A 25,908-nucleotide genomic window follows, 5' to 3' on the forward strand; every position below is an offset into this window, starting at 1 on the left:
CCCCATGCCGAACTCAGAAGTGAAATGCAATAGCGCCGATGGTAGTGTGGGAGGTCCCATGTGAGAGTAGGACATTGCTAAGCACCTAATTAGAAAGACCCGTAGCTAACGCTACGGGTTTTTTGCTCACAATGTTTAGTAATTTTTGATAAGAATATTAAACATTGTCAGTTTTCGCCTAGTGACAATAGCATTGTAGAACCACCTGACCCCATGCCGAACTCAGAAGTGAAATGCAATAGCGCCGATGGTAGTGTGGGAGGTCCCATGTGAGAGTAGGACATTACTAGGCACCTAATATTAAGCCCTTGTCAAAAGACAGGGGCTTTTTTGTTTCTGCAATTGAGGAAAAAAGCCATGTGGCAATCTCAAATGGATTGGCAAACTGCCAAAGATAGGGCGACAGTCATTCACAATATCCGTTCATTCTTTGTTCAAAGGAATGTTGTTGAAGTAGAAACACCTAGCCTAGGACGGTTTAGTGTTACTGATCCATTCTTAGATGCTTTTGAGACTCTTGACTTCCCACTTGAAGACAAACGTAAGTTATATCTTCAAACCTCACCTGAATACGCAATGAAGCGTTTATTGTGTTCTGGATATCAATCTATATTTCAGCTTTGTAAATCTTTTAGATTTGAAGCTAGTGGAAGCCACCATAATCATGAATTTACAATGCTTGAATGGTATCGTCTTGGCTTTAATATGTTTGATTTGATTAACGAAGTGGATAGTCTACTCAACCATATTTTAGGAACTGACAAAGCCGAGCGCATTAGCTATAAATCTTTATTCGAGTCTCATGTTGGTATTGACCCTTTAAATACGAACCTAGTAACGCTAAAGCGCATATTACTTAGCCATGGTATAGAAGGCGACTGGATTGAAAATGAGTCAGATAAAGACATATTATTGCAAGTTATTCTCTCTGAAATTATAGAACCTAAGATAGGCTTAGAGAAACCTATATTTATTTACCACTATCCAGCAAGTCAATCTTCACTGGCACAACTAAATGTGCAAGTGCCTGAAGTTGCGGATAGATTTGAATGCTATTTTAAAGGTATTGAACTAGCAAACGGATTTAAAGAGTTGCAAGATGCGAAACAGCAAAAGGTACGTTTTGAAAAGGATAATGAAAAGCGTATAAGCATGGAAAAAGAAAGTGTGGCTATAGATCATCGCTTTATTAGCGCACTTGAGTCTGGTTTACCAGATTGTTCAGGTGTCGCTTTAGGTGTCGATAGGCTCGTTATGTTAGCGTTAGGTAAAAATAACATTAAGGATGTGATCACCTTTAATAGTATTAACGCATAATTACAATTTTAATTTTGTTATACTGTATCAGGTGTGATATTGTTGCACCCCGTGATAAAAGACCCAAATTTTAGGAACAAATGTGCTAGATAGACTTGGAATTACAGCAACCTCTTTATGTGCTTTGCACTGTATTTTGTTGCCGATAATTTTACCTGCTTTACCTCTGTTAGGCTTAAGCTTTCTAGCTGATCATGTTTGGGAACATGTCTTTTTAATTATTACAGCAATTCTTGGCTCTTACGCTGTTTTATCTGGATTTAAGCGTTACCACAAAAAGCTATACCCTTTTTATATGCTATTGCTTGGTGTCGTTATTTACTGGATGAAACACGATTTCGGAGAAGAATGGCAACCACTATTTATTATTAGTGGCGCCAGCCTTATTGTTGCTGCTCACCTGATCAATATAAAGCTTTGCAATAGCTGTAAGCAATGTACTGAGCACGGCTGTAGTAACTAAACTTCTAGGTTTAACTCTTTAATCTTACGTGTAAGCGTATTTCTGCCCCAGCCTAAAATTTTCGCTGCATCTTGTTTGTGGCCATTGGTATGATTAAGTACTTCGGTTATTAGTATTTTTTCTAGCTCAGGCACGGCGGTTGTTAATAAGCCAGTGTTACCTGCAGCAAGTTCATTGTTAGCCCAGTTTTGAATACCTTGTTGCCAACTTAAGTTAGGTGCTCCAGTTTGTTCTGAAGGTTGATGTAGCTCGTTAGGCAAATCTTCAAGTTGAACCTCTTGACCACTTGCCATCACCGTTAAATAACGGCAGATATTCTCAAGTTGTCTGACGTTTCCGGGCCATTGATAACCTTCTAAAAACTTTAATGCTTTTGCACTTAAAGACTTCGTTTCTACGCCGAGTTCTTCAGCTGTTTGTCTTAAAAAGTGAGCGGTGAGTTTATTGATATCTTCACGTCGCTCTTTCAGGCTTGGGATTTGAATTCTAATGACATTTAAGCGATGGAATAAATCTTCACGGAAATCGCCCGTTTTCACTTTCTCTTCTAAGTTCTGGTGTGTCGCCGCCAAAATTCGTACGTCTACTTTGATTGGTGAGTGACCACCAACACGATAAAACTGACCATCGGCTAGTACGCGAAGTAGACGAGTTTGAATGTCTAATGGCATATCACCAATCTCATCTAAAAAAAGTGTGCCATTGTGAGCTTGTTCAAATCGCCCTTGTCGGACTGAGTTAGCACCTGTAAAAGCGCCTTTTTCATGGCCAAATAATTCCGATTCAATGAGATCTTTAGGAATAGCAGCCATATTAAGTGGTATAAAAGACTCTTTAGCTCGTGGGCTATGTAGGTGCAGTGCATGTGCAACTAACTCTTTACCTGTGCCTGATTCACCATTAATTAATACACTGATACTTGAACGTGAAAGCCTGCCTATGGCTCTAAACACTTCTTGCATTGCAGGAGCTTCACCAATTATTCCAGCAGCTATCTGACCGGTTTCTTGGTTGGTCGAATTAGCTTTTAGTTCTTGAGCATGAGCAAGTGCTCTTTTAGAAAGGCTTATTGCTTCATCAATATCAAATGGCTTTGGTAGGTACTCAAAAGCACCGCCTTGATAGGCGTTTACGGCACTATCTAAATCCGAGTGAGCAGTCATAATGATCACGGGTAGATCGGGAAAGCGTTGGTTAATTTCATTAAGCAAAGCCATTCCGTCTATTTCAGGCATGCGTATATCAGAAATAATAACTTCTGGTTGGCTGTGATCTAAGGCAATAAGTAAGTTGTTCGCATTATCAAAAGATGCTACCGATATTCCAGCATTTTGTAACGCCCTTTCAAGCACCCAGCGAATGGAACTATCATCGTCTACTATCCAAACTTGTTCTGTGATCATAGATTACTCTCTTCGCTAATGGGTAATAAAATGGTGAATTCGGTATGGCCTGGCCTGCTAATGCAGGTTAACTTGCCTTGATGTTGGTGAACAAGAGTCTGAGCAATGGATAATCCAATTCCGGTGCCATTAGAACGCCCGGATACCATTGGGTAAAACAAGGTTTCTTTGATACTTTCTGGGATACCCGGCCCATTATCAATAATAGAAATCTGAGCGCAAAGCTTGATGCGTTTACCATTTATCGTTTTATTGCTTGCTGCTCTTGTTTTAAAGCAAATCGTACCGTGTTCATTCAATACTTGCTTGGCGTTATTGACTATATTCAATATAACTTGATGGATTTTATCTTCGTCGTAATTTAGATCTGGAATAGATGGATCATAGTCTTTGGTTAAGTTAATTTCTTTACCATCTTCATATTCGGTCAATCGAAGGACCTTTTCTATTACAACGTGAATATTTTGGTGACTAAAGTTAGGCAGTTGATTCGGGCCTAACAGGCGGTCTACGAGCGTTGTTAGTCTGTCTGCTTGCTCGATAATCATCTCAGTATATTCTTGCTGTTGAGATGTAATTTCTCGGTGCAGTAGCTGGGCGGCACCTCTTAACCCTCCTAAAGGGTTCTTGATTTCGTGAGCTAAACCTCTTATCAGATCTCGGGCCGATTCCCATTGCTGCTGTTGAAACGCTTCGGCGCTGATTTGCTTTTGTTGATCTATTTGTTTTAGTTCAAGCAGAATATGGGGCGCGCCATCTAACTCTATTGCAGAAGCGGTAATTTCTACCGAAACATGATGCTGTTGATAGATTTCAATCGAGACATCACTGTCGCTGAATTCTTGTCCTGAAGTTAACAGTTGCTCCAATCTGTCTTTATTGATTGGAGAGTTGTAAAACACTTCTTGTAAAGGTCTGCCAATCAACCGCCTTGCACTTTTTAATAACAATGCTTCTGTTGCAGGGTTGGCATATTGAATCAACAACGTGGAGTTGAGCACGATGACAGCCGTTACCATGTGATTAGGTAAATTCTGTTGGTAGTACAATAAATTGTTCTGGTTATTTGGATTCAAAGACGACATTTAACACCTTGCACTAATATGGTGCATCATGTCGATAGTGTAGCGACTAATTATGATTATTGCACAAGTTTATTGCTTAATTAGCGCGGTTTACCGTTGCACGATGCATATAAAACGTAACCGGTGTTGAAGATGCAATTACCTTGCCTTTATCGTCGATTAACTCTAGTTTTATTTGGTGCTCGCCACGATCAACGTTAGAAAGCCTAAACTGGGCGAAAGTTTGTGGTTTTTTATATGGTTGATTATCTAGTAAAAGCCGTATTTTGTACCCTTGTTTGAATAAAGGTTTTATTCGACCTTGCACCAAAACTGAGCCGGTATTATCTCTAATGGTTTGGTTTGCTTCAGGTTGGGTTATAGAGACCTCAAATTTATCTTCGATAACTTTGGGGTTGATATCTAAAATTGAAGTGTCAATGTTAGAGGAGATAACATTTTTTTCTTTGACTTGTACTTCTTCAGCTCCCGGTCTAGGCGTGTCGGAATAAACAACTTTTCCGTTTTCATCAACCCAAACGTAAATTTTAGTGGAGCTGGCAAGGCTGCTGAGAGTCGTTAACAATAAGCACAGTCCTAGTATAACTGACACTAATTTCATCACCTATTGCTACCTCCATATCCGCGCCTATGTTCATAATTTATAGGAAATTTCAGAAATTAGCCATAAAAAAAGCTCACCGAAGTGAGCTTTTTTTGAGCAAGTTGGTTATTAAACGCTGTAGTACATTTGGAACTCAACTGGGTGAGTTGTCATGTTAAGTGTTTCAACTTCTTCGCGTTTTAAGCCAATGTATGCGTCAATCATGTCGCTATCCATTACGCCGCCAGCCATTAAGAATTCTTTGTCAGCTTCAAGTGCATCTAATGCTTCTTCAAGTGATGCTGCAACTTGTGGAATTGCTGCTGCTTCTTCTGCAGGTAAGTCATATAAATCTTTATCCATTGCATCGCCAGGGTGGATCTTGTTTTTGATACCGTCAAGACCAGCCATTAACATTGCTGAGAATGCTAAGTATGGGTTTGCTGTTGGATCAGGGAAGCGAACTTCGATACGACGTGCCTTCGGTGAAGGGACAACAGGGATACGAATTGACGCTGAACGGTTACGTGCAGAGTATGCAAGCATTACCGGTGCTTCGAAACCTGGAACTAAACGCTTGTATGAGTTAGTTGAAGCGTTAGTGAAAGCGTTCAATGCTTTAGCATGCTTGATGATACCACCAATGTAGTAAAGCGCTGTTTCAGATAATCCGCCGTATTTGTCACCAGCAAATAAGTTAACACCATCTTTTGCTAAAGATTGGTGAACGTGCATACCAGTACCGTTGTCACCAACTAATGGCTTAGGCATAAATGTTGCTGTTTTACCGTAAGCATGAGCAACATTGTGAACAACATACTTGTAAATTTGAACTTCGTCAGCTTTTAATACCATAGTGTTAAAACGACATGCGATTTCGTTTTGACCACATGTTGCAACTTCATGGTGATGCGCTTCAACAACTAAGCCCATTTCTTCCATAACTAAACACATTGCTGAACGTAAATCTTGAGAAGAATCTACTGGAGCAACCGGGAAGTAACCGCCTTTAACGCCAGGACGGTGACCGTGGTTACCATCTTCGTAATCTGTAGCGCCGTTCCAAGCAGCTTCTTTATCATCAATTTTGTACATTGAACCAGACATATCAGTGTGGAATTTAACGTCATCAAATACGAAAAACTCAGGCTCAGGACCAATTAATACCGTATCAGCGATACCTGTAGAGCGCATGTACTCTTCAGCGCGTTTCGCTACAGAGCGAGGGTCACGGCTGTAACCTTGCATTGTAGTAGGTTCGATAATGTCACAACGGATATTAAGGGTTACTTCTTCTGTGAACGGGTCTAAAACAGCTGTAGAAGCATCTGGCATCAATACCATGTCAGACTCGTTAATACCTTTCCAGCCTGCAATTGAAGAACCATCGAACATTTTTCCTTCTTCGAAAAAATCTTCATCTACTTGGTGATGAGGAAGAGAAACGTGTTGCTCTTTACCTTTTGAATCAGTGAATCGTAAATCAACGAACTTAACATCGTTTTCTTTGATTAAATCTAAAACTGCTTGTGACATTGATTGTCTCCGGTAATGTTGTGACAAAATAGGGCAATTAACTATTATAGTGCTAAGTCAAATTGCATTTGCTGTTGTTAAGCTAATAGCGTGCCAAAGTGTAAACTCAATAAAAACAAGGGTGTAGCTTTTATTGTTTTGTTTGGCTGCACCAAGTTGGTGCGGTCAATGTTTTAAATTGGTGCAATAGCAACGTATTAGCAGTGTATGAGATAAATGCCGGTTTCGCCAATGAACAAAAATAATTTGTCATTGCCTTTTATTTGTAACGCTGACTCCTGTACAATACGCGCCCAATTATATCCTAATGAGCGCCAAACCGTGTTAGATAAACTTCGTAATATTGCAATTATTGCCCACGTTGACCATGGTAAAACTACCTTGGTTGATAAACTTCTCGATCAGTCGGGAACTTTAGATGCTAGAACCGATCTTGAAGATCGTGTGATGGATTCAAACGATATCGAGAAAGAGCGCGGTATCACTATCTTAGCGAAAAACACAGCGATTAATTGGAACGACTATCGTGTAAACATCGTAGATACTCCTGGTCACGCGGATTTCGGTGGTGAAGTTGAGCGTGTAATGTCAATGGTTGATTCGGTACTGTTGATTGTTGACGCGCAAGAAGGGCCTATGCCTCAAACACGCTTTGTAACGCAAAAAGCATTTGCTCAAGGTTTGAAGCCTATCGTTGTTATCAACAAAATTGATAAACCTGGTGCTCGCCCTGAGTGGGTAATGGATCAAGTATTCGATCTATTTGATAATTTAGGTGCAACAGATGACCAGTTAGATTTCCAAGTAGTATACGCGTCGGCTATTAACGGTTGGGCATCATTGGAAGAAGGTGAAGAGGGGACAGATATGACACCTCTTTTCCAAACGATTGTTGATCAAGTTCCTGCACCAGACGCAGATCCTGATGGCGCATTTCAAATGCAAATATCTCAGCTGGATTATAGCTCTTACCTTGGTGTAATTGGTGTAGGCCGAATTACACGTGGTACCGTTAAGCCTAACCAGCAAGTAACAGTACAAGGCTCTAGAGGCAAGTTGCATAACGGCAAAGTAGGCAAAGTTTTTGGTTATTTAGGCCTAGAACGTCACGAAGTTGATCAAGCACAAGCTGGTGACATTATCGCAATTACAGGTCTTGGTGAGTTGAAGATTTCGGACACAATTTGTTGTCCAAATGAAGTTGCTCCTCTTCCACCACTATCTGTGGATGAGCCAACTGTGACTATGACTTTCCAAGTTAATACCTCTCCATTTTCAGGTCAAGAAGGTAAATACGTAACATCTCGTAATATTAAAGATCGCTTAGACCAAGAATTAATCCATAATGTTGCATTACGTGTTGAGCAGCTAGATGACCCAGATAAGTTTAAAGTTTCAGGTCGTGGTGAGCTTCATTTAGGTATCCTAATTGAAAATATGCGTCGTGAAGGTTATGAATTAGCTGTTTCTCGTCCAGAAGTAATCATGCGTGAAGTTGATGGCCAAATTGAAGAACCATATGAGACGGTAACCGTTGATGTTGAAGAAGAACATCAAGGGTCTATCATGGAAAAAATGGGTCTTCGTAAAGCGGAACTGACTGATATGGCACCAGATGGAAAAGGCCGTATTCGTATGGACTTCATCATGCCAAGTCGTGGCTTAATTGGCTTCCAAACTGAGTTTATGACCTTAACCTCAGGTTCAGGGTTAATTTACCATACGTTTTTACAATACGGTCCGCACAAAGGCGGTGATATTGGCCAACGTTTAAACGGTGTATTGATCGCAAACGCACAAGGTAAAGCATTAACCAACGCTTTATTTAACTTACAAGAGCGTGGCCGTTTAATGATTGGTCATGGTGTTGAAGTTTATGAAGGAATGATCATTGGTATTCATAGCCGTGATAACGACTTAACAGTTAATGCGCTTAAAGGTAAGCAGTTAACTAACGTTCGAGCTTCGGGAACTGATGACGCACAAGTACTGACTCCACCAATTCAAATGACGCTAGAGCAAGCATTAGAATTTATTGATGACGATGAATTAGTAGAAGTAACCCCTGAGAATATCCGTATTCGTAAAAAGTGGTTAAAGGAATCGGATCGTAAACGCGAAAGCCGTGCTGCGAAGAAAAGCTAAAGAATTATTCTGACGAAAATTCTCACATTTAATCTGTAGAAAAAGGCCGCATTAGTCATGCGGCCTTTTTTATTTCAAAAAACAATTGAAACGTTAAGTAATCCAAATCAAAAGAATGTGTAAGACATGTCTCACAGTACTGTAGGTGATTAGACAAAAACAATGAGGTAATTTAGTAAGTCGCGCTATAACTATATGATTTTTAAAATAATTTTTTATTTGTTTCTTTTGTGTTAACTAACGGGAATTAACATCGCTTTACATTTTCTGACTAGATGGAAAGGTTTTCCTTGCTACACTTTAATACAGCTAAGTTGGTTTGATTGTATTTTTTTGAGTGATGGAGTCTTAGCAAAATGGGAGATTTAAATATGGAACCAGGTAAAGTTAGCCGATTGAACACCCTATTTGAAAAGATGGTAGCAGATAATGTCAACGTTATTGAAAGAAAAGAGCTCGCGATGCTATATCAAGAGTTTATCAATGACGGTCGAGATTCTAGTCATTTCCGTACTAACAAAACTCAGTACAAACGCGCTGTCGTCAACTAATTTTAGCTGTAGTATTTCTATCATCAAAAGGAATTGAATATGTCTCCTGAACAACTTAAAACACTTCAACGTCTAAGTGAACTCTTTGAAGCTGGATTAGCTGGACCAGAGCAAATTAAACAGTTGTCTGAATTGTTGGCCAATATAAATCAGCATCAGGAGTCCAATGAAAGTAAGCTTCACCAACTGCTAGCGCAGCCTACTTCCGTTGGTTAACAGTTAAATTACTCGCTCTTTAGCGTAGAAAGAAACTGTTGTGACTCTTCAATTGACTTGTTCATTTGGCTAATCAATAAGTCTACATCAGATTTAATCGACTGATATTCCCCTTTAAGTGCGCCAATCGCTTTAGCATTAAGGTTGTGCTTGAGAAAAAGCATATTGTCTTTTAAGGCAGCCAATACCGGTGTCATTTTATCTCTAGCGTTGTGCATAGCTCTAATAACAGAGTTATACTTTAATTCAGTTTCCCTTAATTGCTGTTTGCTTTGTCGCTTTAACGATGCGTTTGAGTATTGCTCAATCTCTTCAGCCCATTCGTCAAACAATGCTTGTGCGACATCCTCAATTGCTTCGATACGTTTAGACACTTCTTCAGCTGAGGCTTGGCTAGACTCAAATCTATCCTTACTTTTTTCGTACTGAGATTGAAGCTCTCCACCGTCGATAGAAATTAAACTAGTATATTGCTCTAAAGCGTCTTTAAACTCTTGTTTAGCTTCTTCTTGTGACTCTGTGGCTGACTCAACGCGGTCGATCAAAATGTCTCTTTTATGAGAGCCTACTTTTTCCATTGCCGCGTAATAGGCCGACTGACATGCTGATAATGTCAATGCCAATAAGAGAGTGCCCCAAATGGCATAAAATCGATTAGTCACCTTTAGTCTCCACTGCTAAATTTCGCTGCATCAATAATAGACCATACATGAAAAACAAACCCTGGAATTGCCATAAAAAACAATATCCCAGTAGCGGCTAAAGTGTAGTTAACCCAAGTTAACAGGAAAAATATGATAGCAGCCATTATTCTGCCTTGGACTAATTGACCTAAACCAGCGATAAAAAAACTACAAATTGCCGCTAATACATTTCCACCTGAACCTTGACTAGCCATAAAGCCTCCTTACAAATATAGGGTTAAAGCGTGAGAATCATAAAGAACATGTGCATTCGTATTGAATGATCATATACTTAATCAATTGTTATCTTTCATTTTATACTCAGTATGCAATTTATTAACAGTATTTTCCAATCAAAGTATTGGCAAAAACTATCTCTTTTTAGCTTGTTTTTCGTAAAGCGAATCAAAGAAGAGTCGCTCCATGTAAATGCTGGGTATTTAGCTTATGTCACCTTGATGTCTCTCGTTCCGCTGCTAGTGGTTATGTTGTCTATGATGACAGCATTTCCGATTTTTACTGATATTAAGGTGTTGATAGAAGAATTTGTCTATCAAAACTTTTTACCAGCAGCGGGAGACGTGGTTAAACATCACATTAATGGCTTTGTTTCAAATGCCTCTAGAATGTCTGCGGTTGCTATAACTTTTTTATTTTTATTTGCGTTAATGCTGATTTCCGCCATTGATAAAAGCCTTAACAAACTTTGGCAAGTGAATAAGAAAAGAAGAATCATTACCGCTTTTTCAATGTATTGGATGATATTAACTTTAGGCCCAGTGTTGGTTGGTAGTAGTATCGCTGCCACTTCATACATAGTGTCTTCAATGTCGCTTGGCGATTATGATTTATTTGGATTAGCGAACGTTTTTATGCGCGCTTTGCCATTGCTTACGGCAATAGCTGCTTTTTTAATTATTTATTTGGTTGTCCCTAACAAGGTAGTTCCTTTTAAGTATGCTTTACAAGGTGCTGTTTTATCAGCTGTTATGTTTGAAATAGCCAAGAAAGGCTTTGCATTTTATGTGACGCAATTACCTTCCTATGAAGCAATCTATGGTGCTTTGGCTAGTATTCCTATTTTGTTTTTATGGGTGTATTTATCTTGGTTAGTTGTGTTAATTGGTGCTTTGTTTACCGCTTGTTTAGAAGACTTTGCTAAAATAAACAAAGCACAGGGAGAAAATGATGACCAGACCACTATTTCCTAAAATCTCTCCTTTTAAAGAGCAAATGTTTCCTGTCTCAGACGGTCATTTATTGTATTTAGAGCAGTCCGGAAATCCAAATGGGATACCAGCATTGTATTTACATGGTGGCCCTGGTTCTGGATGTAATGAACATCACCGTCGTTATTTCGACCCTAATCATTATCATATTATTTGCTTTGATCAGAGGGGGTGTGGTCGATCTCAGCCTTCTCCTAGCCTAAGCGCTGTCGATATGAATAGTTACATTCAAGATATAGAGGCTATTAGACAACACCTTGAAATAGACCAGTGGTTAGTTGTTGGTGGAGGTTGGGGAGCGAGTTTAGCCTTGGTCTATGCTACTCAATATGCGGAACGTTTATTAGGAATGATTTTACGCAGTGCTTCACTATTAGATGAAGACAGTTATGCTTGGAAGTACAGTAATAATGGCGTTGCTCGCTTTTTTCCTGAGTATTATCGGGTGTTCAGTTCATTTACAAACGGCGATAACCAAGCTTTTGATAACAAAAATGAAAAGAGCTTGTTAAATAGGTATTTTGAGGTTTTATCCAGTGAAAATGAGCTAGCCAAAATTTCAGCTAGTAAAAATTGGTACCAATGGGAATTGCGCTTAGCGTCTGTAGAACACCAAATAAATGCGCAGTTTAACGAGCCAGATAGACATCAAGCCCTTTGTATGGCCCAATTAGCCTGTTTTTTTGCTCATCATAAGGCATTTTTACCCCGGAATTATCTTAAGGAAAACTTAGATAAAATAAGGCATTTAACGGCGGTATTTATTCATGGACGATTTGATTTAGTCAACCCCATTGAAAATGCTTTTTCGATAACTGACAATTGGCAAAACGCAAGCTTACATATTTTGCCTCAAGCTGGGCATAGCGGCTTTGAAAGCCAAACGATAGATGCAATATGTAAAGCGACAGATTTAATGTCAACATTTTTGGAGTCAAATAGTCAATGATCGCACTTATGCAACGAGTTTCTTTTGCAAAAGTAGAAGTCGATAACAAAGTTGTCGGAGAAATAGAAAAAGGTATTTTGGTGTTATTAGCGGTAGAGCCTGAAGATACAGAAGCAAAAGCTAAGCGATTGGCGGAACGCGTGGCTGGCTATAGAATTTTTGAAGACGAAAACGGCAAAATGAACTTAAATGTTGGTCAAATAGGTGGTGATGTTTTAGTTGTATCTCAATTTACTTTAGCGGCGGATACAACAAGGGGTATGCGCCCTAGTTTCTCTAGCGCTGCAGCGCCTGAATTTAGTGACAATCTATATCAATATTTTTGTCAACAACTTCGAAATCTCGGTTTCAGTGCACCAACTGGCCAATTTGGTGCAGATATGAAAGTTAGTTTATTGAATGATGGTCCGATAACTTTCCAGCTAACAATTTAATTTGCTAACGTTACATTCCTGCCAACCAAAGCTTTTTTCCTCGTAAACCCCAAGAAGTATACGGAAAGTCAGTTGACAGATTTTCTAGGGCTGAGTTAGGAAAAAGGTGTATTACTTTGTTTTGGTAATTAGGAATGGTAAACCACTTTACTTGGTGGTGTTGTGTATGTTGCTTAATGGTTGTTAACAGAGATGCAAAAGAGGCATCCGAAGACATAGTCGCATTGATACTAAGCCAGCTATTTTCTGACAGCATTGCTAGTAAGCTTTCTATCATAGATGAGTCATAAGACTCATTGTTTTTTTCTTGGAAAATGTCTAATAAGTACCAGCTTTCTGTTAATCGTGTTTGGTTGTTTAGCCATGCTGCCACTGAATCTACAGTAATGTTCAAGTCAATATTGTCTGGATCAAAGTATTGGTAAAAGATTGAAACGACTTCTGGGTTAGCTTCAACACTCAATATGTCACACTCAGGATAGAGTTTATTGATAAGCCTTATGCTATTTCCGCCACCTAAACCAAACTCTACAACGCTAGAAGGCTGAAGGAATATCAAGGGAAGTAATAAGTAGTATTGATGCGTAAGTGGCAAGTACCATGGCTTTCGTTTCAACATGATGCTTTGCACCGTATCGTTTATTTGTAACCATCGATAGTTCGCATTTTCGTAAACAGACAAATTAATCGGCTTTATCAGCAAATATTGTAACTCTCCCTGTTGTAAATGTTGGGCTAATTTCATTAAATAACCACCTTAGTTATTTTGCTTTTATCTACATTATGTTCGATTGCCGACCGCCGAAAAATAAACAAGAGTTTGAACAATATTATCATCTTAGATGGAAAATTCTCAGAGAGCCATGGAAACAACCTCTTGGTAGTGAAAAAGATGAGTTAGAGCAGCAAAGTATTCATCGAGCCGTCTTTGATAGTGAAGGTAGGGTATTAGCAGTAGGCAGACTTACCATTACTCAAGATTGGCAAGCTAATATTCGATTTATGGCGGTTGATGTTAATGCGCAAGGAAAAGGGCTTGGTAAAGTTATCGTCGAAAGCTTGGAGCAAGCAGCATTGGAAAGAGGGGTTAATCGAATCTCCCTTCATGCTAGAGAAGTAGCTGTCACCTTTTATAGCAAGTTGGGGTACACCCTAGAGGAAAAGTCACATTTACTGTTCGGTGAAGTTCAACACTTTTCTATGAATAAAGAGTTAATACCTGAAAGTTTCGCTTTAAGTGAGAGTGTTCATTTATTGCAAAAAACGTGGCATGAAACCATTCCACTAAGTAAAGCTATGGGGCTTGTTATTGACTCATACAATACTCAGTCGCTTATTACTCATGCTGACATTCAGTTTAATAAAAACCTTCATAACACTATGTTTGCCGGCAGTATTTATACCTTAGCTACGCTAACGGGCTGGGGCTGGATTTATCTCGAGTTAGCAGCAAATGGGTTGGATGCCGATATTGTTTTGGCGCAAGGAAATATTGAATATTTCGCGCCCATAGCTGGCGCTGCAAATGGCTATGCGGTGCGTGAATTGTGTGAAGGCGACTGTAAGAAGCTAGTCGCCAAATCAAAATGCAAATATAAGTTGCAAGTACACATTATGAGTGGTGATATTGTTGCGGCTGTATTCTCAGGACAATATGTATTGGTGCGCAAATAAGGAAGAACAAAAATGAAATTGTTGGTCGTAATTTTACTTATTACTATTCAATTTGGTGCATGGGCAGATGAAAAGGTAACCATTTCAAGTGTATTAGATACTTATCATGAAGCAGCATCTAAAGCGCAAGGAAAAAGGTATTTTGACACCTTAGATGAAGAGGGAGTTTTTATGGGCACAGATGGCAGTGAACGTTGGAGCAAGTCAACGTTTAAGCAGTTTGCAATGCCCTACTTTTCAAAAGGGCAGGGGTGGACTTATGCCGTCAAAAAACGTCATATAAATGTGATAGAGGGAGCGGACGTTGCATTTTTTGATGAGTTATTGGAAAACGATTTTTATGGTTTATGCCGAAGCAGTGGTTTGCTAATAAAGCGAGAAGGACAGTGGAAGATTTTACAATTTAACTTATCGGTAATGGTGCCAAATGAAAAAGCCGCGCAAGTGGTCAAATATATCGGCTATGGTAAGAAATAGATGAATGTCCCTATTAAATCTGTTGCCATTATTGGCTTTGGTTGGTTAGGTAAAGCTATTGCCGCTGATTGCATTGGGCGAAAAATTACTACCATTGCGACAACGAGAAATAATGAAAAGTTAAAAGACATTCAAGCGCTTGGGGCTATGTCTTCATTGTTATCTTTGCCCGCAGAGCCTAATGATAAGCAAGTCTCGGTCATTTTTTCATACCATCATCTTATTATTTGTATTCCCCCTTATTTTAAGAAAGGTCAAAAAGACTACCCTGAAAAAATAGCCCAAATTGTTGCTCTTGCAGAACAAGGTGGTGTCGAGAGTATTATCTTAATAAGTTCTACTGCTGCCTATCAAGGGCATGTTGGTGACGTTGATGAATATACCGTCCCGCAAAGGGAGATTGAGAAAGTTGATCTTATTTGCGCAGCTGAACAAGCCGTATTAAATTTTTCACGAAGAGGAGTTGTTCTTCGATGTGCAGGCCTGGTTGGTCCTAATAGACATCCCGGTCGTTTCTTTTCCAAAGGCAGGGAGATTTCTGATCCTCATGCATATGTAAACCTAGTTCATCAAGACGATGTTGTAAGTTTATGTCATTTACTGATGCAGAATTCAAATTCCCGTGGGATTTATAACTGTGTCAGTCAAACACAGGTGACAAAACAGCATTTTTATACGGTTGCTGCACATTGTTTAGGTAAAGAGACACCGCGCTTTAGTCAGAAGGACGCAGCCAACCTTGGCAGGCATGTCGTTGCTAAACGTACCATGAATGAATTAGACTACAAGTTGCAACACCCTGATATGTTGACATGGATGGTTAAACATCAAAAAGCGACTCTTTTATCACCTGCAGATTAGGCGGAATATGCAATTTTTAAAATCTAAGCCTGTATTACTTTTTGTGTGTTTGTTTTCTCACGCATTTATTTTAAATTTGGTTTATGTAAACCACTATGGCGTTCAGTTTTACTGGGATAATAATACAACGCTTGAGTCTATTGGAATTCACTTTGTAACGGCGTTGCTCGCAACTATTTTTTATGTGTTTATCACACAATTAAGAAAACTAAAGAACAATAAACTTAATGTGATCAGCGATAAAATATGGGTAATATTATCGCTGATCTTATTAGCCTTCATCGGCATACTGATGATTTAACGAAGTTTGGTTTGCCAGTGCTCGAAATCTAGGAGGTTAGCAGGCAGAACCACTTTCGTTTTAGCAGAGTCTAACCCGTTTAGGTTACGCAAATATTGTTCATTTAATTGCATTTCAATGGCTAGATCGCCACCGGGCTGTTCTATCGCATTAGCTACTTTTGCTATTGCATCGCTTGTTGCCGTAGCAATTGCCAGGATCTCAGCTGCTTTACCTTCTGCAGCATTGATTCTTCGTTGCTTCTCACCTTCTGAAATATTAATCATTTCGGTTTTTTCACCTTCAGAATGATTAATACGACTTGCCTTTTCGCCGAGGCTTTTCGCTAAAATAGCGCGTTTTTCTCGTTCAGCATTTACCTGAAGTTCCATGGCATTTTTGACAGTCAGCGGTGGTGTTATGTTTTTAATTTCGTAACGATGAACTCGAATTCCCCAAACTTCTCCAGCTTTGTCCAATACTTCTACGACTTTGGCACTGATAATGTCGCGTTCTTCAAAGGTTCTGTCTAAATCAAGCGTACCAATGACTGAACGTGTTGTTGTTTGTGCTAGTTGCATTGCTGCAAATCTATAGTCAGTGATGCCATAGCTTGCCTTTAACGGATCTACAACTTGGATATAAATTACTCCATCAACTTCGACATTAACTTCGTCTTTGGAGAAACACTCTTGTGGTGGTACATCTATCGTTTCTTCTTTTAAATCTTGCACAAAGGCGACACGGTCGATAAAGGGCAGTAGTAAGTGAAACCCCGCTTCTAGCGTGCACCTGTATTTACCTAATCTTTCCACTACATAAGCAGATTTTGTTGGTACCAAGCAAATCGCTTGGATAAATTTAAAGGCAAGGTAAAGAAAAATAGCGGCCCAAATTGCTAAAATAACAATATCTAAATTTGCTACTGATGGTGCATCCATTACTTTGCTCCTTTTGTTGTATTAGTGACGGTTTCTAACCCTTGAAAAAAACCTTCAAGTTTGGCAACTTCAGTAGGAAGCACTGATACATCTGCAGACTTCAAAATCGCCCCTGACTGCTGAATGAACTGTTCCATCAAGCGCATTTTTATTGCTTGCTCACCGCCAGGTTGAGATGCAGCTTGCGCGATAAGGTTTATACCTTCTGTGGTTGCTTTCGTGAGTATTTCTATCTCTTTAGCTCGACCATGAGCTTCGTTAATTTGTCGCTGTTTATCGCCTTCAGAAAGATTAATCGCCTCTTGGCGCTGGCCTTCTGACAAATTGATGGTCGATTGCTTTTCAGCCTCCGCTAAAGTGATCTCAGCGCGTTTTTGTCGTTCTGCTTCCATTTGTTTTTCGAGGGTATGCACAACATTTGGTGAAGGGGTTATATTGCGAACTTCATAACGCAAAACCTTGATGCCCCAAGGATCAGACGCTTTATCTATTTCTTGCACAATAGTTTCGTTGAGCGCATCACGTTCTGAAAACGTTTGACTTAAATTGAGCTTGCCAATTTCAGAGCGCATCGTTGTTTGCGCTAAGTTAACGCTGGCGCGACGATAGTCTTCGATACCATAGCTAGCTTTTGCTCCATCCATGACTTGGATGTAAACCAGTCCGTCGACATCAATTTGAATATTATCTTTAGAAATACAGCTCTGGGAGGGGATGTCTAATACTTGTTCGCGTGTTTCGTGTCGATAGGCGACGCGGTCAATGAACGGAATGAGAAAGTGCATGCCTGGTTGCATAACCGCACGAAACTTTCCTAGTCGTTCAATAACGCAGACTTCTTTCATTTGAACAATTAAGACTAATTTGACAATAATAAACAGTAGCGCCAAAAAGCCAAAGGTAAGCGTAGCTAACATAGTTAACTCTCCATTAGTTTTTGTTTTTAGTGGTCGTTATTTAAGTGGTTCAACAACGAGCGAAATGTTGTCTTTACAAACTATGGTTGCATGGCTTCCAGCAATAATTTCACTGCCATCTCCAAGAGCTGTCCAAGTACTGCCTTGAAACTCTACGCGACCAGCTTGAGTGCCAGGGCCTATGCTTTCAATAACAGTGACTTCTTGACCAAAGATGTCCAATTCTTCGTGAATATTGCCGATAGTTTGCTCTCCTTTAAAAAACTTTTCAGTAAAGAAGTAGAGAACAAATAAAAGAATAGATGCACAAATAAACCAGGCTGTGAGTGTGATAGCCCATGTGTCGAGAAGTTGTTGTTGTACACCAATTGCGACGAGTAATGAAGCGATACCCAAATTGAGTAATATGCCGCCTGGAATAAAAATTTCTAGGCAGGAAAATAAAATGGCAAGAACAATCCAAGTTTCAAACGATAATATTAATTCCACGGCTAACTCCTTGAGTACGTTAAGTACACTCAACAATTCCAGTGTTTGTGTACCTATCTATGCAATCATAGCACAAAGTAAACAGTTTGTTTCTTGTACGTAACCTTTACGTTATCAATCGAGACATAATATGTCAAATCTGATTGGGTTTTTTATTTTGAAACTGGAAAATTATGTGGAACATTAAGCTTGAAGTTGAGGGAGAAATCGATGCTAAATCGATTAGGGCGCTTATAAAAACGCGAGCTTTACACACAGTTGAAATAAAAAAGGGAGCTTGAGCTCCCTTTTAAAATGTACACATTAAGTTACAAAATTTAGTGCAAACTTGGTAACAATGATGCTGGCATTAATGCATTTAAGTCGGCTTCTGCGATGATGCCTGAAGCTTCAGCGATATCAGGTGCGAAGTATCTATCTTTATCATAGTAAGCGACATACTCTCTCAAGATAGCTTTCGCTGTTTCTACACGCTGTGAGCTTTTAAGCGGTGCCCTAAAGTCTAGGCCTTGAGCTGCTGCTAGGTATTCAACTGCAAGTACACCGTTGGTATTTTCCGCCATGTCAGTTAAACGACGGCCAGCAAAAGCTGCCATAGAGACGTGGTCTTCTTGGTTAGCCGATGTTGGCAAGCTGTCTACTGATGCTGGGTGAGCAAGCGTCTTGTTTTCTGAAGCAAGTGCAGCCGATGTCACTTGTGCAATCATAAATCCAGAATTTACACCACCGTTCTCAACTAAAAATGGTGGTAATTTACTTAAACTTGCATCGATAAGTAATGCCATTCTACGCTCAGATAAAGAGCCAATCTCAGCAATAGCAAGTGCTAGGTTATCAGCCGCCATAGCCACAGGCTCAGCGTGGAAGTTACCAGCAGAAATGAAGTCACCTTCGTTAGCAAATACTAATGGGTTGTCTGTGACGCCATTTGCTTCAACGTGTAACACTTCAGCTGCCTGGCGAATTTGTGTTAAACAAGCACCCATCACTTGTGGCTGACAGCGTAATGAATATGGATCTTGCACTTTTTCACAATCAATATGCGAGCCTGCAATTTCTGAATCACTCGTTAGTACGTAGCGGTAAGCAGCAGCTGCATCGATTTGACCTTGTTGCCCACGCACTTGATGTACTCTGTCGTCAAATGGGGCACGAGAGCCGAGTGCAGCTTCTACAGACATCGCACCGATAGTAACACCAGCAGCAAATAAATCTTCTGCCAAAAATAGCCCTTCTAGTGCGAAGGTCGTTGAAGCTTGCGTACCGTTTAATAACGCTAAGCCTTCTTTAGCGGCTAACGTTAGTGGCTCGAGCCCTGCAATTTTTAACCCTTCTTCTGCTGAAATTACTTGGTCTTGGTGAGACATTTCACCTTCTCCAAGCAACGGTAATACCATGTGAGATAGAGGGGCTAAGTCGCCAGAAGCGCCAACAGAGCCTTTTTTAGGAACACATGGGTAAACTTCGGCGTTTAGCAGAGCAATCAATGCTTGGATAACTTCGAGGCGAATACCCGAAAAGCCTCTAGATAGAGAGTTAATTTTTAATACCATCATCAAGCGAACGGTAGCATCTTCCATGTACTCGCCAAAGCCGGCTGAGTGTGAAAGTACAATTGAGCGTTGTAGAAGCTCTAACTCTTCTTTTTTGATGCGTGTATTGGCAAGTAAACCAAAGCCTGTGTTGATACCGTAAACAACTTGATCACGGTTAATTACGTCTTGTACGGCTTGAGCACTCTTATTTATTTCGTCAAATGCTGACTCGTCAAGAGAGTACTTGATACCATCATAGCGGCTAACAGCTCTAAGCTGAGCTAGCGTTAACTTACCTGGGATAATATTTAATTCAGTAATCATGATTAAGCCCCTTTCTTGCCGTTTGCACCAGGAACCATAGGTAAGTCTAAACCTTGTTCTTGCGCACACTTAATTGCGATATCGTAACCTGCATCAGCATGACGCATAACGCCTGTACCAGGGTCGTTCCATAGAACACGTGATAGTCGAGCTTCGGCTGCATCAGTACCATCTGCGACAATAACTACACCTGAGTGTTGGCTAAAGCCCATGCCTACGCCACCACCGTGATGCAAACTAACCCAAGTTGCACCGCCTGAAGTAGAAAGTAGAGCGTTTAATAAAGGCCAATCAGATACGGCATCAGAACCATCTTTCATGCTTTCAGTTTCACGGTTAGGCGATGCTACAGAGCCTGAATCTAAGTGATCTCGACCAATAACAATAGGTGCTTTTAGTTCACCATTTTTTACCATTTCGTTAAATGCTACCGCTAAGCGAGCACGATCTTTTAAGCCAACCCAGCAGATACGTGCTGGAAGGCCCTGGAAAGAAATGCGTTCTTTCGCCATATCTAACCAATTATGTAAATGAGGGTCATTAGGAATTAACTCTTTTACTTTTTGGTCAGTCTTATAAATATCTTCTGGATCGCCAGATAACGCTACCCAACGGAAAGGGCCCACGCCTTCACAAAATAGTGGGCGAATGTATGCAGGAACGAATCCAGGGAAATCGAACGCGTTAGCTACGCCTTCTTCTAACGCCATTTGGCGTATGTTGTTACCATAGTCTGTTGTTGCTGCGCCGCGCTCTTGAAGTGTTAGCATCGCTTGTACTTGAACAGCCATTGACTGCTTAGCTGCTTTTACCACGGCTGCTTCGTCTTTTTTACGCATTTCAGCAGCGTGTTCCATGGTCCAGTTCTGTGGTAAGTAACCGTTTAATGGATCGTGTGCTGATGTTTGGTCTGTAACAACATCTGGTGTAATACCACGCTTAACAAGTTCTGCAAATACATCTGCAGCATTGCCAAGTAAACCAACAGAAACAGCTTCACCTTTTTCACACGCTGCGTTAATCATTGCTAATGCTTCGTCTAGGTTTGTTGCTTTTTTGTCAACATAACGAGTGTTAAGTCTAAAGTCGATGCGAGATTCATCACATTCAACCACTAGTGCAGAAAAACCAGCCATAGTCGCAGCTAGTGGCTGAGCACCACCCATACCGCCTAATCCACCAGTAAGTACCCACTTACCACTGGCGTCACCATTAAAGTGTTGCTTAGCCATAGCGACAAACGTTTCATAAGTACCTTGAACGATGCCTTGAGAGCCAATGTAAATCCATGAACCTGCCGTCATTTGGCCGTACATCATTAAACCTTGCTTATCTAATTCATTGAAGTGTTCCCAGTTTGCCCAATTTGGTACTAGGTTCGAATTAGCAATAAGCACGCGAGGTGCGTCTGCATGTGTTTGGAAAACACCCACTGGTTTACCTGATTGAACAAGAAGCGTTTCGTTGTCTTCTAATCTATCTAACGTTTCTACGATTTTATCGAAGCATTCCCAATCTCGCGCGGCGCGGCCAATACCACCGTAAACAACTAGTGACTGTGGATGCTCAGCAACTTGTTCGTCTAAGTTGTTCATCAACATGCGCTTTGCGGCTTCTGTTAGCCAAGATTTGGCAGTAATTTCACTGCCTGTTGCCGCTTTTATATTGCGACTCGTATCTAAACGGTTATTGATTGTCATGGTTATGTTCTCATGTATGTATTGTATTAAAATGTTAAATGGCTGCCTAAACGGTACTTATCACCAGGAGAGGTAAGCACAGCCAGACTAACCACCCCTTGACTAGACCAAGTACGTCGTTTGACTTGTAGGCAAGGAGATGTGTTACTAATTTCAAGTAGCTGGTTGACGTTGTCATCGGCTAGAACAGCCTCTATTTCGTGAGTTGCTTCCGTTAAAGGTGCAACGTGCGAAAGGTATTCATGAGGTGTTAGCTGCGCAAAGTCTTGTTTTAAATAATCAGGTGCTAACTTTGGGTTAACGAAACGTTGTTCTAACTGAATAGGTTGCTCGTTTTCAAAGTGCAATATTTCTGAATAGAACACTTTATCGCCTTGTTTAGCCCCTAAAAGAATAGATAATTCTTCACTTACCTCTTTTTCTTCAAGAACGATTTGTTTTGACGAATGAGAGTGCCCTCTGTCGGTGATTTCGTCTGCAATATTTCTTATTTCTAAAATCGAAGACTGTGATTTGAAGGTAGCAACAAACGTACCTGCTCCTTGCGTTCGAACCAATAAGCCTTGCTCGGTCAGTTCTTGAAGCGCTCGTCGAGCCGTCATGCGACTCACGGAAAATGCCTCGGCAAGTTCATTTTCTGAGGGAACTTTACTGTGTTGTAGCCATTCACCTGATTCAATTTTTTGGCAAATGTGTTCCTTTATCAGCATGAATTTAGCGGCTTTTGGTTGCGTCATTGCGTGTTGTCCCAGATAATGAGTAGGTAAAGTATAGCTTGTATATACAATCTCATGAAAAGCACTTTTCGTCAACACTTGTATATACAAGTTTGCATATCATCCCTTTGTGAGCTAAAGTAACGCTACTTTCAAATGACTCTTCCGAATTTTCATGACAAACAACTTCTCAAATTGGTCAGATTGCCAAACAATTTTTAAAAATGTTCACTTAGCTACTATGGCTGAAGAAACCATTGGCTATGGCGAAATTAAAAATGCAGCACTTGCTATTGCTGATGGAAAAATTGTTTGGGTTGGTAAAGAAGACGAGTTACCTAGTATTGAAAATGACCAAATTGATATCGTCGACTGCCAAGGGAAGTGGTTAACCCCAGGGTTAATAGATTGTCATACTCATTTAGTATTTGGTGGTAATCGTGCCAATGAATTTGAAATGAGGTTGACAGGAGCAAGTTACCAAGAAATTGCCGAAGCTGGCGGCGGCATTGTTTCTACGGTAAAGGCAACTAGAGAAGCAAGCGAAGAATCATTATTTATATCTGCGAGTAAAAGATTAAAGGCGTTACAACAGCAGGGCGTAACCACGGTTGAAATTAAGTCTGGTTATGGGCTAGATGTAGAAAATGAGTTAAAAATGCTCAAGGTTGCCAAAGAGTTAGCAGCCTCATATCAAATTGAAATACGAAAGACATTTCTTGGCGCTCATGCGCTTCCTGCTGAATTTTCGGGTAGAGCGGATGATTATATCGACTTAGTTTGCGATGAAATGATCCCTGCTGTCGTTAAGGGGGAGTTAGCTGATACCGTTGATGTTTTTTGCGAATCTATTGGCTTTTCTGCCGCACAAACGGAACGTGTTTTCAAAGCAGCGAAAGAAAATGGGTTAGATATAAAAGTACATGCGGAACAGCTATCTAATTTGGGGGGCACTGAGCTCGCCGCAAGATATAAAGCGCTTTCCTCAGATCACATTGAGTTCTTAGACGAAGCTGGTGTTAAGGCGATGAAAGAAAGTGGCATGACTGCGGTACTTTTACCAGGCGCGTTTTACTTTTTAAGAGAAACGCAGTTACCGCCAATAGAATTATTGCGCAAATATCAGGTGCCTATGGCAATTGCTACCGATACCAATCCTGGCTCTTCTCCTATCTGTAATCTGCCATTGATGCTTAATATGGCATGTACTCTTTTTAAACTAACACCACAAGAAGCGCTTGCTGGCGTTACTCGAAATGGCGCTCAAGCATTGGGTCTATCAAACAGAAAAGGCCAGCTAAAACTAGGCTTTGACGCCGATCTTGCGCTTTGGGATATTGAACACCCTGCAGAATTAAGCTATCAATTTGGCGTAAACCCGTTAATGTGCCTTTATCAAAAAGGTGTGCAGGTGACAGCTAACTAGTTAGTGCCTTCAATTGGTAACTGTACAAAGCGTTAATACTTAGTTAGGCTTATTAACTAGCAATGCTGTATTTGTAGGGTTATCAGTTAACATGTGTGTTAATCGCTTTTTAGGTCTTGGCTGTTTTGCACTTTGTGTATTCTTGTTTATTGCTGAACCAGCCTATGCTTTAAGTTCTTCAGTTGAAAGTGCCGTTAGTATTAGTTTACCTGTATCGATAGCTTGTGGAGCTATTCTTCTCACGGCATTAGTTACGTTAGTAACAAGATCACTCTCGTCAAAAATCAGTGCAACTGCTCTTGTGGTTTTTGTTAGTTTTGTTGGCTTTCATGCTTTTGGTCAGCAACTATTACAGCTTGTTGCGCTTACCGTATACAGCTTTGCATCAGTATTTTTAATTTTATTAATAAAGTCAGAAACTAACAGAGCTTTAACAATCGTCAATGCATCTCTTGTTGGGGTGTTGTTTGGCGCTTTCGTTACTAGTAATTATTTGTCGGTAATGATTTTTAGCGATTATCTTTTTGCCGCGCAACTAATTGCAATTTGTGTCATGTTGTTAGTAGCGCCTAAGCAGCAAGGCAGTGAGAACAAAAACGCTAATAGTGCTAGTAAGGAAGAGGAAAATAGTTATTTAGTTACACCATATCGAGACACCGTCACAAATTTGCCTTCTCTGGCACAAGCCATTGCCATTATTGACGATAAATTACAAGAAGCCCAAACATCAGATTTTGCTTTTCTCGCCTTTAAACCGCTAAATTTTTCTCAAGTAAACCGAGTAATTGGCCATCAAAATTCAGACCTAATGTTGTTACAGTTTGCCTATAAATTAGCGAAATTTACTCGGGATAATCAATTGCTGGTTAATTTTGGCATGGCGAGTAGCCCTGAGCGTGTTTGTCGACTCAATGGCTTAGACTTTCTCGTCGTTATTGACAAAAGAAAATGCCAACATCCAATCAAAATCGTATTAGAAAGTGTGGCAAAAGAGCTTACAGAAGTTGCTCCTAAAGCGATGAGCTTTAGAAATTTTTCATTAAATTATGAACTCACTTTTGGTGCAAATTTACCCTCAAGCAATTTCTCAGCAAATTTAATGATAGCGCAAACAAGTGATGCGCTCTTGCTTGCGGAGCGCTCAGCTAGCCCGTTGGCGTATTATAATCATGAGTCTGAGATATTTAGCGAATACCAGCTATCAAATATGGAAAAGGTGCGTAGCGCGCTAGAGGAAGGACGAGCTAATTGTCTTTATCAACCGCAAGTATCGGCTTCAACAAGAAAAGTAAAAGGATTCGAAGTCGTTTTTGACCCATCCTCGGTGTTAAATGAGCAGCTTGAGCATAAACAATTTATGCGCCTTGTAGAGAATACAGGTGTTATCTATATGATCACCCAGCTAAGCATTAGCGCAGCATTAGATTTGTTAGTGGTTTTAGCGAAAAATAGTCAAGAAGAACTTAAGGTCTCAATTAACTTATCCAGTCAAGATTTACTGCAACCAGAATTAGCCGACTTTATTGAAGAGCAAGCGCAAAAACGCTCTGTTCCGTTAGATAATCTTGTGATCGAAATTAGCGAGGGTATTTTACTTAGCGGTGCTTTTCGAGCGAGAATGATGATAGATCAACTTCGTGCATTGGGTATTCAAGTTGCAGTAGATGATTTTTCTGGTAGTTATGAAGCCCTTAAATATCTAAGAAAAGCGTCAATAGCACAAGTGAAAATAGATTGCTTTCATTTAAGTGAGCAAGACAGATATACAGCGGATAAAACGATTGTAACGGCTTTAGTTAATGTCATTCGCAAAATGGAAATACCTGTTATTGCGACAGAAATTAATCGTCAATCAACGCAAAAAGCTATTTTAGAGATTGGTGGCGACACTATCCAAGGCAAAGTTATCCACTCTGGCTTAGCGTTAAATCAATTGGAAGAATGGCTTGTTAACTGGCAAAAAGCCAGTTAACT

At 40.1% G+C, this 25,908-nt stretch carries 27 protein-coding genes and 2 rRNA genes; 16 read left to right on the forward strand and 13 right to left on the reverse strand.

Features of this window, described 5'->3' with window-relative positions; genetic code table 11:
- The 4 genes from rrf (ACOB80_RS10980) to ACOB80_RS10995 all read left to right on the forward strand — a co-directional run.
- Window positions 1–83: ribosomal RNA gene (gene rrf, locus ACOB80_RS10980) — 5S ribosomal RNA — on the forward strand; the annotation flags it as partial.
- 94 nt (window positions 84–177) lie between these two features.
- Window positions 178–292 (forward strand): 5S ribosomal RNA (gene rrf, locus ACOB80_RS10985).
- 65 nt (window positions 293–357) lie between these two features.
- The gene (gene epmA / locus ACOB80_RS10990) at window positions 358–1,317 is read left to right on the forward strand and encodes an elongation factor P--(R)-beta-lysine ligase (RefSeq protein WP_473165883.1); all 960 of its coding nucleotides are present in this window, start codon (window positions 358–360) and stop codon (window positions 1,315–1,317) included.
- 82 nt (window positions 1,318–1,399) lie between these two features.
- Entirely contained in the window at window positions 1,400–1,780 is a 381-nt protein-coding gene (locus tag ACOB80_RS10995) for a MerC domain-containing protein (protein ID WP_473165884.1), read from the forward strand.
- On the opposite strand, the gene glnG is transcribed toward ACOB80_RS10995, so the two are convergent.
- From glnG to glnA, 4 genes are all read right to left on the reverse strand, one after another.
- On the reverse strand, window positions 1,777–3,183 hold the full coding sequence (gene glnG, locus ACOB80_RS11000) for a nitrogen regulation protein NR(I) (protein ID WP_473165885.1): 1,407 nt from the start codon (window positions 3,181–3,183) through the stop codon (window positions 1,777–1,779). The genes ACOB80_RS10995 and glnG overlap by 4 nt on opposite strands.
- Window positions 3,180–4,268, reverse strand: coding sequence for a nitrogen regulation protein NR(II) (glnL, locus tag ACOB80_RS11005; protein WP_473165886.1), 1,089 nt, complete (start codon window positions 4,266–4,268; stop codon window positions 3,180–3,182). The genes glnG and glnL overlap by 4 nt, the downstream gene beginning before the upstream one ends.
- Window positions 4,269–4,344: 76 nt before the next feature.
- Complete coding sequence (locus tag ACOB80_RS11010; protein WP_473166281.1) at window positions 4,345–4,869, reverse strand: DUF4124 domain-containing protein; 525 nt, start codon at window positions 4,867–4,869, stop codon at window positions 4,345–4,347.
- 111 nt (window positions 4,870–4,980) lie between these two features.
- Window positions 4,981–6,387, reverse strand: coding sequence for a glutamate--ammonia ligase (gene glnA / locus ACOB80_RS11015; RefSeq protein WP_473165887.1), 1,407 nt, complete (start codon window positions 6,385–6,387; stop codon window positions 4,981–4,983).
- Between the two features lie 321 nt (window positions 6,388–6,708).
- Here glnA and typA point away from each other — a divergent pair, with 321 nt between their 5' ends.
- The 3 genes from typA to ACOB80_RS11030 all read left to right on the forward strand — a co-directional run bounded on the left by typA (window position 6,709) and on the right by ACOB80_RS11030 (window position 9,299).
- Complete coding sequence (gene typA / locus ACOB80_RS11020) at window positions 6,709–8,532, forward strand: translational GTPase TypA (RefSeq protein ID WP_473166282.1); 1,824 nt, start codon at window positions 6,709–6,711, stop codon at window positions 8,530–8,532.
- A gap of 371 nt (window positions 8,533–8,903) precedes the next feature.
- Entirely contained in the window at window positions 8,904–9,083 is a 180-nt protein-coding gene (locus ACOB80_RS11025) for a hypothetical protein (protein WP_473165888.1), read from the forward strand.
- 39 nt (window positions 9,084–9,122) lie between these two features.
- Complete coding sequence (locus ACOB80_RS11030; RefSeq protein WP_473165889.1) at window positions 9,123–9,299, forward strand: hypothetical protein; 177 nt, start codon at window positions 9,123–9,125, stop codon at window positions 9,297–9,299.
- An 8-nt stretch (window positions 9,300–9,307) separates the two neighbouring features.
- Here the strand turns inward: ACOB80_RS11030 and ACOB80_RS11035 are convergent, their stop codons facing one another.
- Both ACOB80_RS11035 and ACOB80_RS11040 read right to left on the reverse strand, forming a co-directional pair.
- Complete coding sequence (locus tag ACOB80_RS11035; protein WP_473165890.1) at window positions 9,308–9,961, reverse strand: DUF2959 domain-containing protein; 654 nt, start codon at window positions 9,959–9,961, stop codon at window positions 9,308–9,310.
- Window positions 9,962–9,963: 2 nt separating this feature from the next.
- The gene (locus ACOB80_RS11040) at window positions 9,964–10,197 is read right to left on the reverse strand and encodes a hypothetical protein (protein ID WP_473165891.1); all 234 of its coding nucleotides are present in this window, start codon (window positions 10,195–10,197) and stop codon (window positions 9,964–9,966) included.
- 111 nt (window positions 10,198–10,308) lie between these two features.
- On the opposite strand from ACOB80_RS11040, the gene ACOB80_RS11045 reads away from it, so the two are divergent.
- The 3 genes from ACOB80_RS11045 to dtd are packed head-to-tail and all read left to right on the forward strand — an operon-like array spanning window position 10,309 to window position 12,594.
- Window positions 10,309–11,193, forward strand: coding sequence for a virulence factor BrkB family protein (locus ACOB80_RS11045; RefSeq protein ID WP_473165892.1), 885 nt, complete (start codon window positions 10,309–10,311; stop codon window positions 11,191–11,193).
- Window positions 11,171–12,160 carry a prolyl aminopeptidase gene (pip, locus tag ACOB80_RS11050; RefSeq protein ID WP_473165893.1) on the forward strand — a complete coding sequence of 330 codons (990 nt, stop codon included), beginning with the start codon at window positions 11,171–11,173 and terminating at the stop codon, window positions 12,158–12,160. Before ACOB80_RS11045 ends, pip begins: the two co-directional genes overlap by 23 nt.
- The gene (gene dtd / locus ACOB80_RS11055) at window positions 12,157–12,594 is read left to right on the forward strand and encodes a D-aminoacyl-tRNA deacylase (RefSeq protein WP_473165894.1); all 438 of its coding nucleotides are present in this window, start codon (window positions 12,157–12,159) and stop codon (window positions 12,592–12,594) included. Before pip ends, dtd begins: the two co-directional genes overlap by 4 nt.
- 10 nt (window positions 12,595–12,604) lie before the next feature.
- On the opposite strand, the gene ACOB80_RS11060 is transcribed toward dtd, so the two are convergent.
- Entirely contained in the window at window positions 12,605–13,339 is a 735-nt protein-coding gene (locus ACOB80_RS11060) for a polyamine aminopropyltransferase (protein WP_473165895.1), read from the reverse strand.
- Between the two features lie 38 nt (window positions 13,340–13,377).
- On the opposite strand from ACOB80_RS11060, the gene ACOB80_RS11065 reads away from it, so the two are divergent.
- The 4 genes from ACOB80_RS11065 to ACOB80_RS11080 are packed head-to-tail and all read left to right on the forward strand — an operon-like array spanning window position 13,378 to window position 15,907.
- On the forward strand, window positions 13,378–14,268 hold the full coding sequence (locus ACOB80_RS11065; protein ID WP_473165896.1) for a bifunctional GNAT family N-acetyltransferase/hotdog fold thioesterase: 891 nt from the start codon (window positions 13,378–13,380) through the stop codon (window positions 14,266–14,268).
- A 12-nt stretch (window positions 14,269–14,280) separates the two neighbouring features.
- Window positions 14,281–14,745: a nuclear transport factor 2 family protein gene (locus tag ACOB80_RS11070; protein WP_473165897.1), complete on the forward strand. Its 465-nt coding sequence runs from the start codon at window positions 14,281–14,283 to the stop codon at window positions 14,743–14,745.
- Window positions 14,746–15,606, forward strand: coding sequence for a Rossmann-fold NAD(P)-binding domain-containing protein (locus ACOB80_RS11075; RefSeq protein WP_473165898.1), 861 nt, complete (start codon window positions 14,746–14,748; stop codon window positions 15,604–15,606).
- Window positions 15,607–15,613: 7 nt separating this feature from the next.
- Window positions 15,614–15,907, forward strand: a complete 294-nt coding sequence (locus tag ACOB80_RS11080; RefSeq protein WP_473165899.1) for a hypothetical protein — start codon at window positions 15,614–15,616, stop codon at window positions 15,905–15,907.
- Here the strand turns inward: ACOB80_RS11080 and ACOB80_RS11085 are convergent.
- The 6 genes from ACOB80_RS11085 to hutC all read right to left on the reverse strand — a co-directional run bounded on the left by ACOB80_RS11085 (window position 15,904) and on the right by hutC (window position 22,529).
- On the reverse strand, window positions 15,904–16,827 hold the full coding sequence (locus tag ACOB80_RS11085; protein ID WP_473165900.1) for an SPFH domain-containing protein: 924 nt from the start codon (window positions 16,825–16,827) through the stop codon (window positions 15,904–15,906). The two genes, ACOB80_RS11080 and ACOB80_RS11085, sit on opposite strands and share 4 nt — an antisense overlap.
- Window positions 16,827–17,744 carry an SPFH domain-containing protein gene (locus ACOB80_RS11090; RefSeq protein WP_473165901.1) on the reverse strand — a complete coding sequence of 306 codons (918 nt, stop codon included), beginning with the start codon at window positions 17,742–17,744 and terminating at the stop codon, window positions 16,827–16,829. The genes ACOB80_RS11085 and ACOB80_RS11090 overlap by 1 nt, the downstream gene beginning before the upstream one ends.
- Window positions 17,745–17,780: 36 nt before the next feature.
- Window positions 17,781–18,233 carry an NfeD family protein gene (locus ACOB80_RS11095; RefSeq protein WP_473165902.1) on the reverse strand — a complete coding sequence of 151 codons (453 nt, stop codon included), beginning with the start codon at window positions 18,231–18,233 and terminating at the stop codon, window positions 17,781–17,783.
- 317 nt (window positions 18,234–18,550) lie between these two features.
- A complete protein-coding gene (gene hutH / locus ACOB80_RS11100) occupies window positions 18,551–20,092 on the reverse strand; it encodes a histidine ammonia-lyase (protein ID WP_473165903.1) in 1,542 nt (513 codons plus the stop codon).
- A 2-nt stretch (window positions 20,093–20,094) separates the two neighbouring features.
- On the reverse strand, window positions 20,095–21,786 hold the full coding sequence (gene hutU, locus ACOB80_RS11105) for a urocanate hydratase (protein WP_473166283.1): 1,692 nt from the start codon (window positions 21,784–21,786) through the stop codon (window positions 20,095–20,097).
- A 32-nt stretch (window positions 21,787–21,818) separates the two neighbouring features.
- The gene (gene hutC, locus ACOB80_RS11110; protein ID WP_473165904.1) at window positions 21,819–22,529 is read right to left on the reverse strand and encodes a histidine utilization transcriptional repressor HutC; all 711 of its coding nucleotides are present in this window, start codon (window positions 22,527–22,529) and stop codon (window positions 21,819–21,821) included.
- A gap of 154 nt (window positions 22,530–22,683) precedes the next feature.
- Between hutC and hutI the strand changes: the two genes are divergently transcribed.
- Complete coding sequence (gene hutI, locus ACOB80_RS11115) at window positions 22,684–23,934, forward strand: imidazolonepropionase (protein WP_473165905.1); 1,251 nt, start codon at window positions 22,684–22,686, stop codon at window positions 23,932–23,934.
- A 91-nt stretch (window positions 23,935–24,025) separates the two neighbouring features.
- Complete coding sequence (locus ACOB80_RS11120; protein WP_473165906.1) at window positions 24,026–25,906, forward strand: EAL domain-containing protein; 1,881 nt, start codon at window positions 24,026–24,028, stop codon at window positions 25,904–25,906.
- Window positions 25,907–25,908 lie beyond the last annotated feature (2 nt).

The sequence above is a fragment of the Thalassotalea coralli genome, from assembly GCF_055786205.1.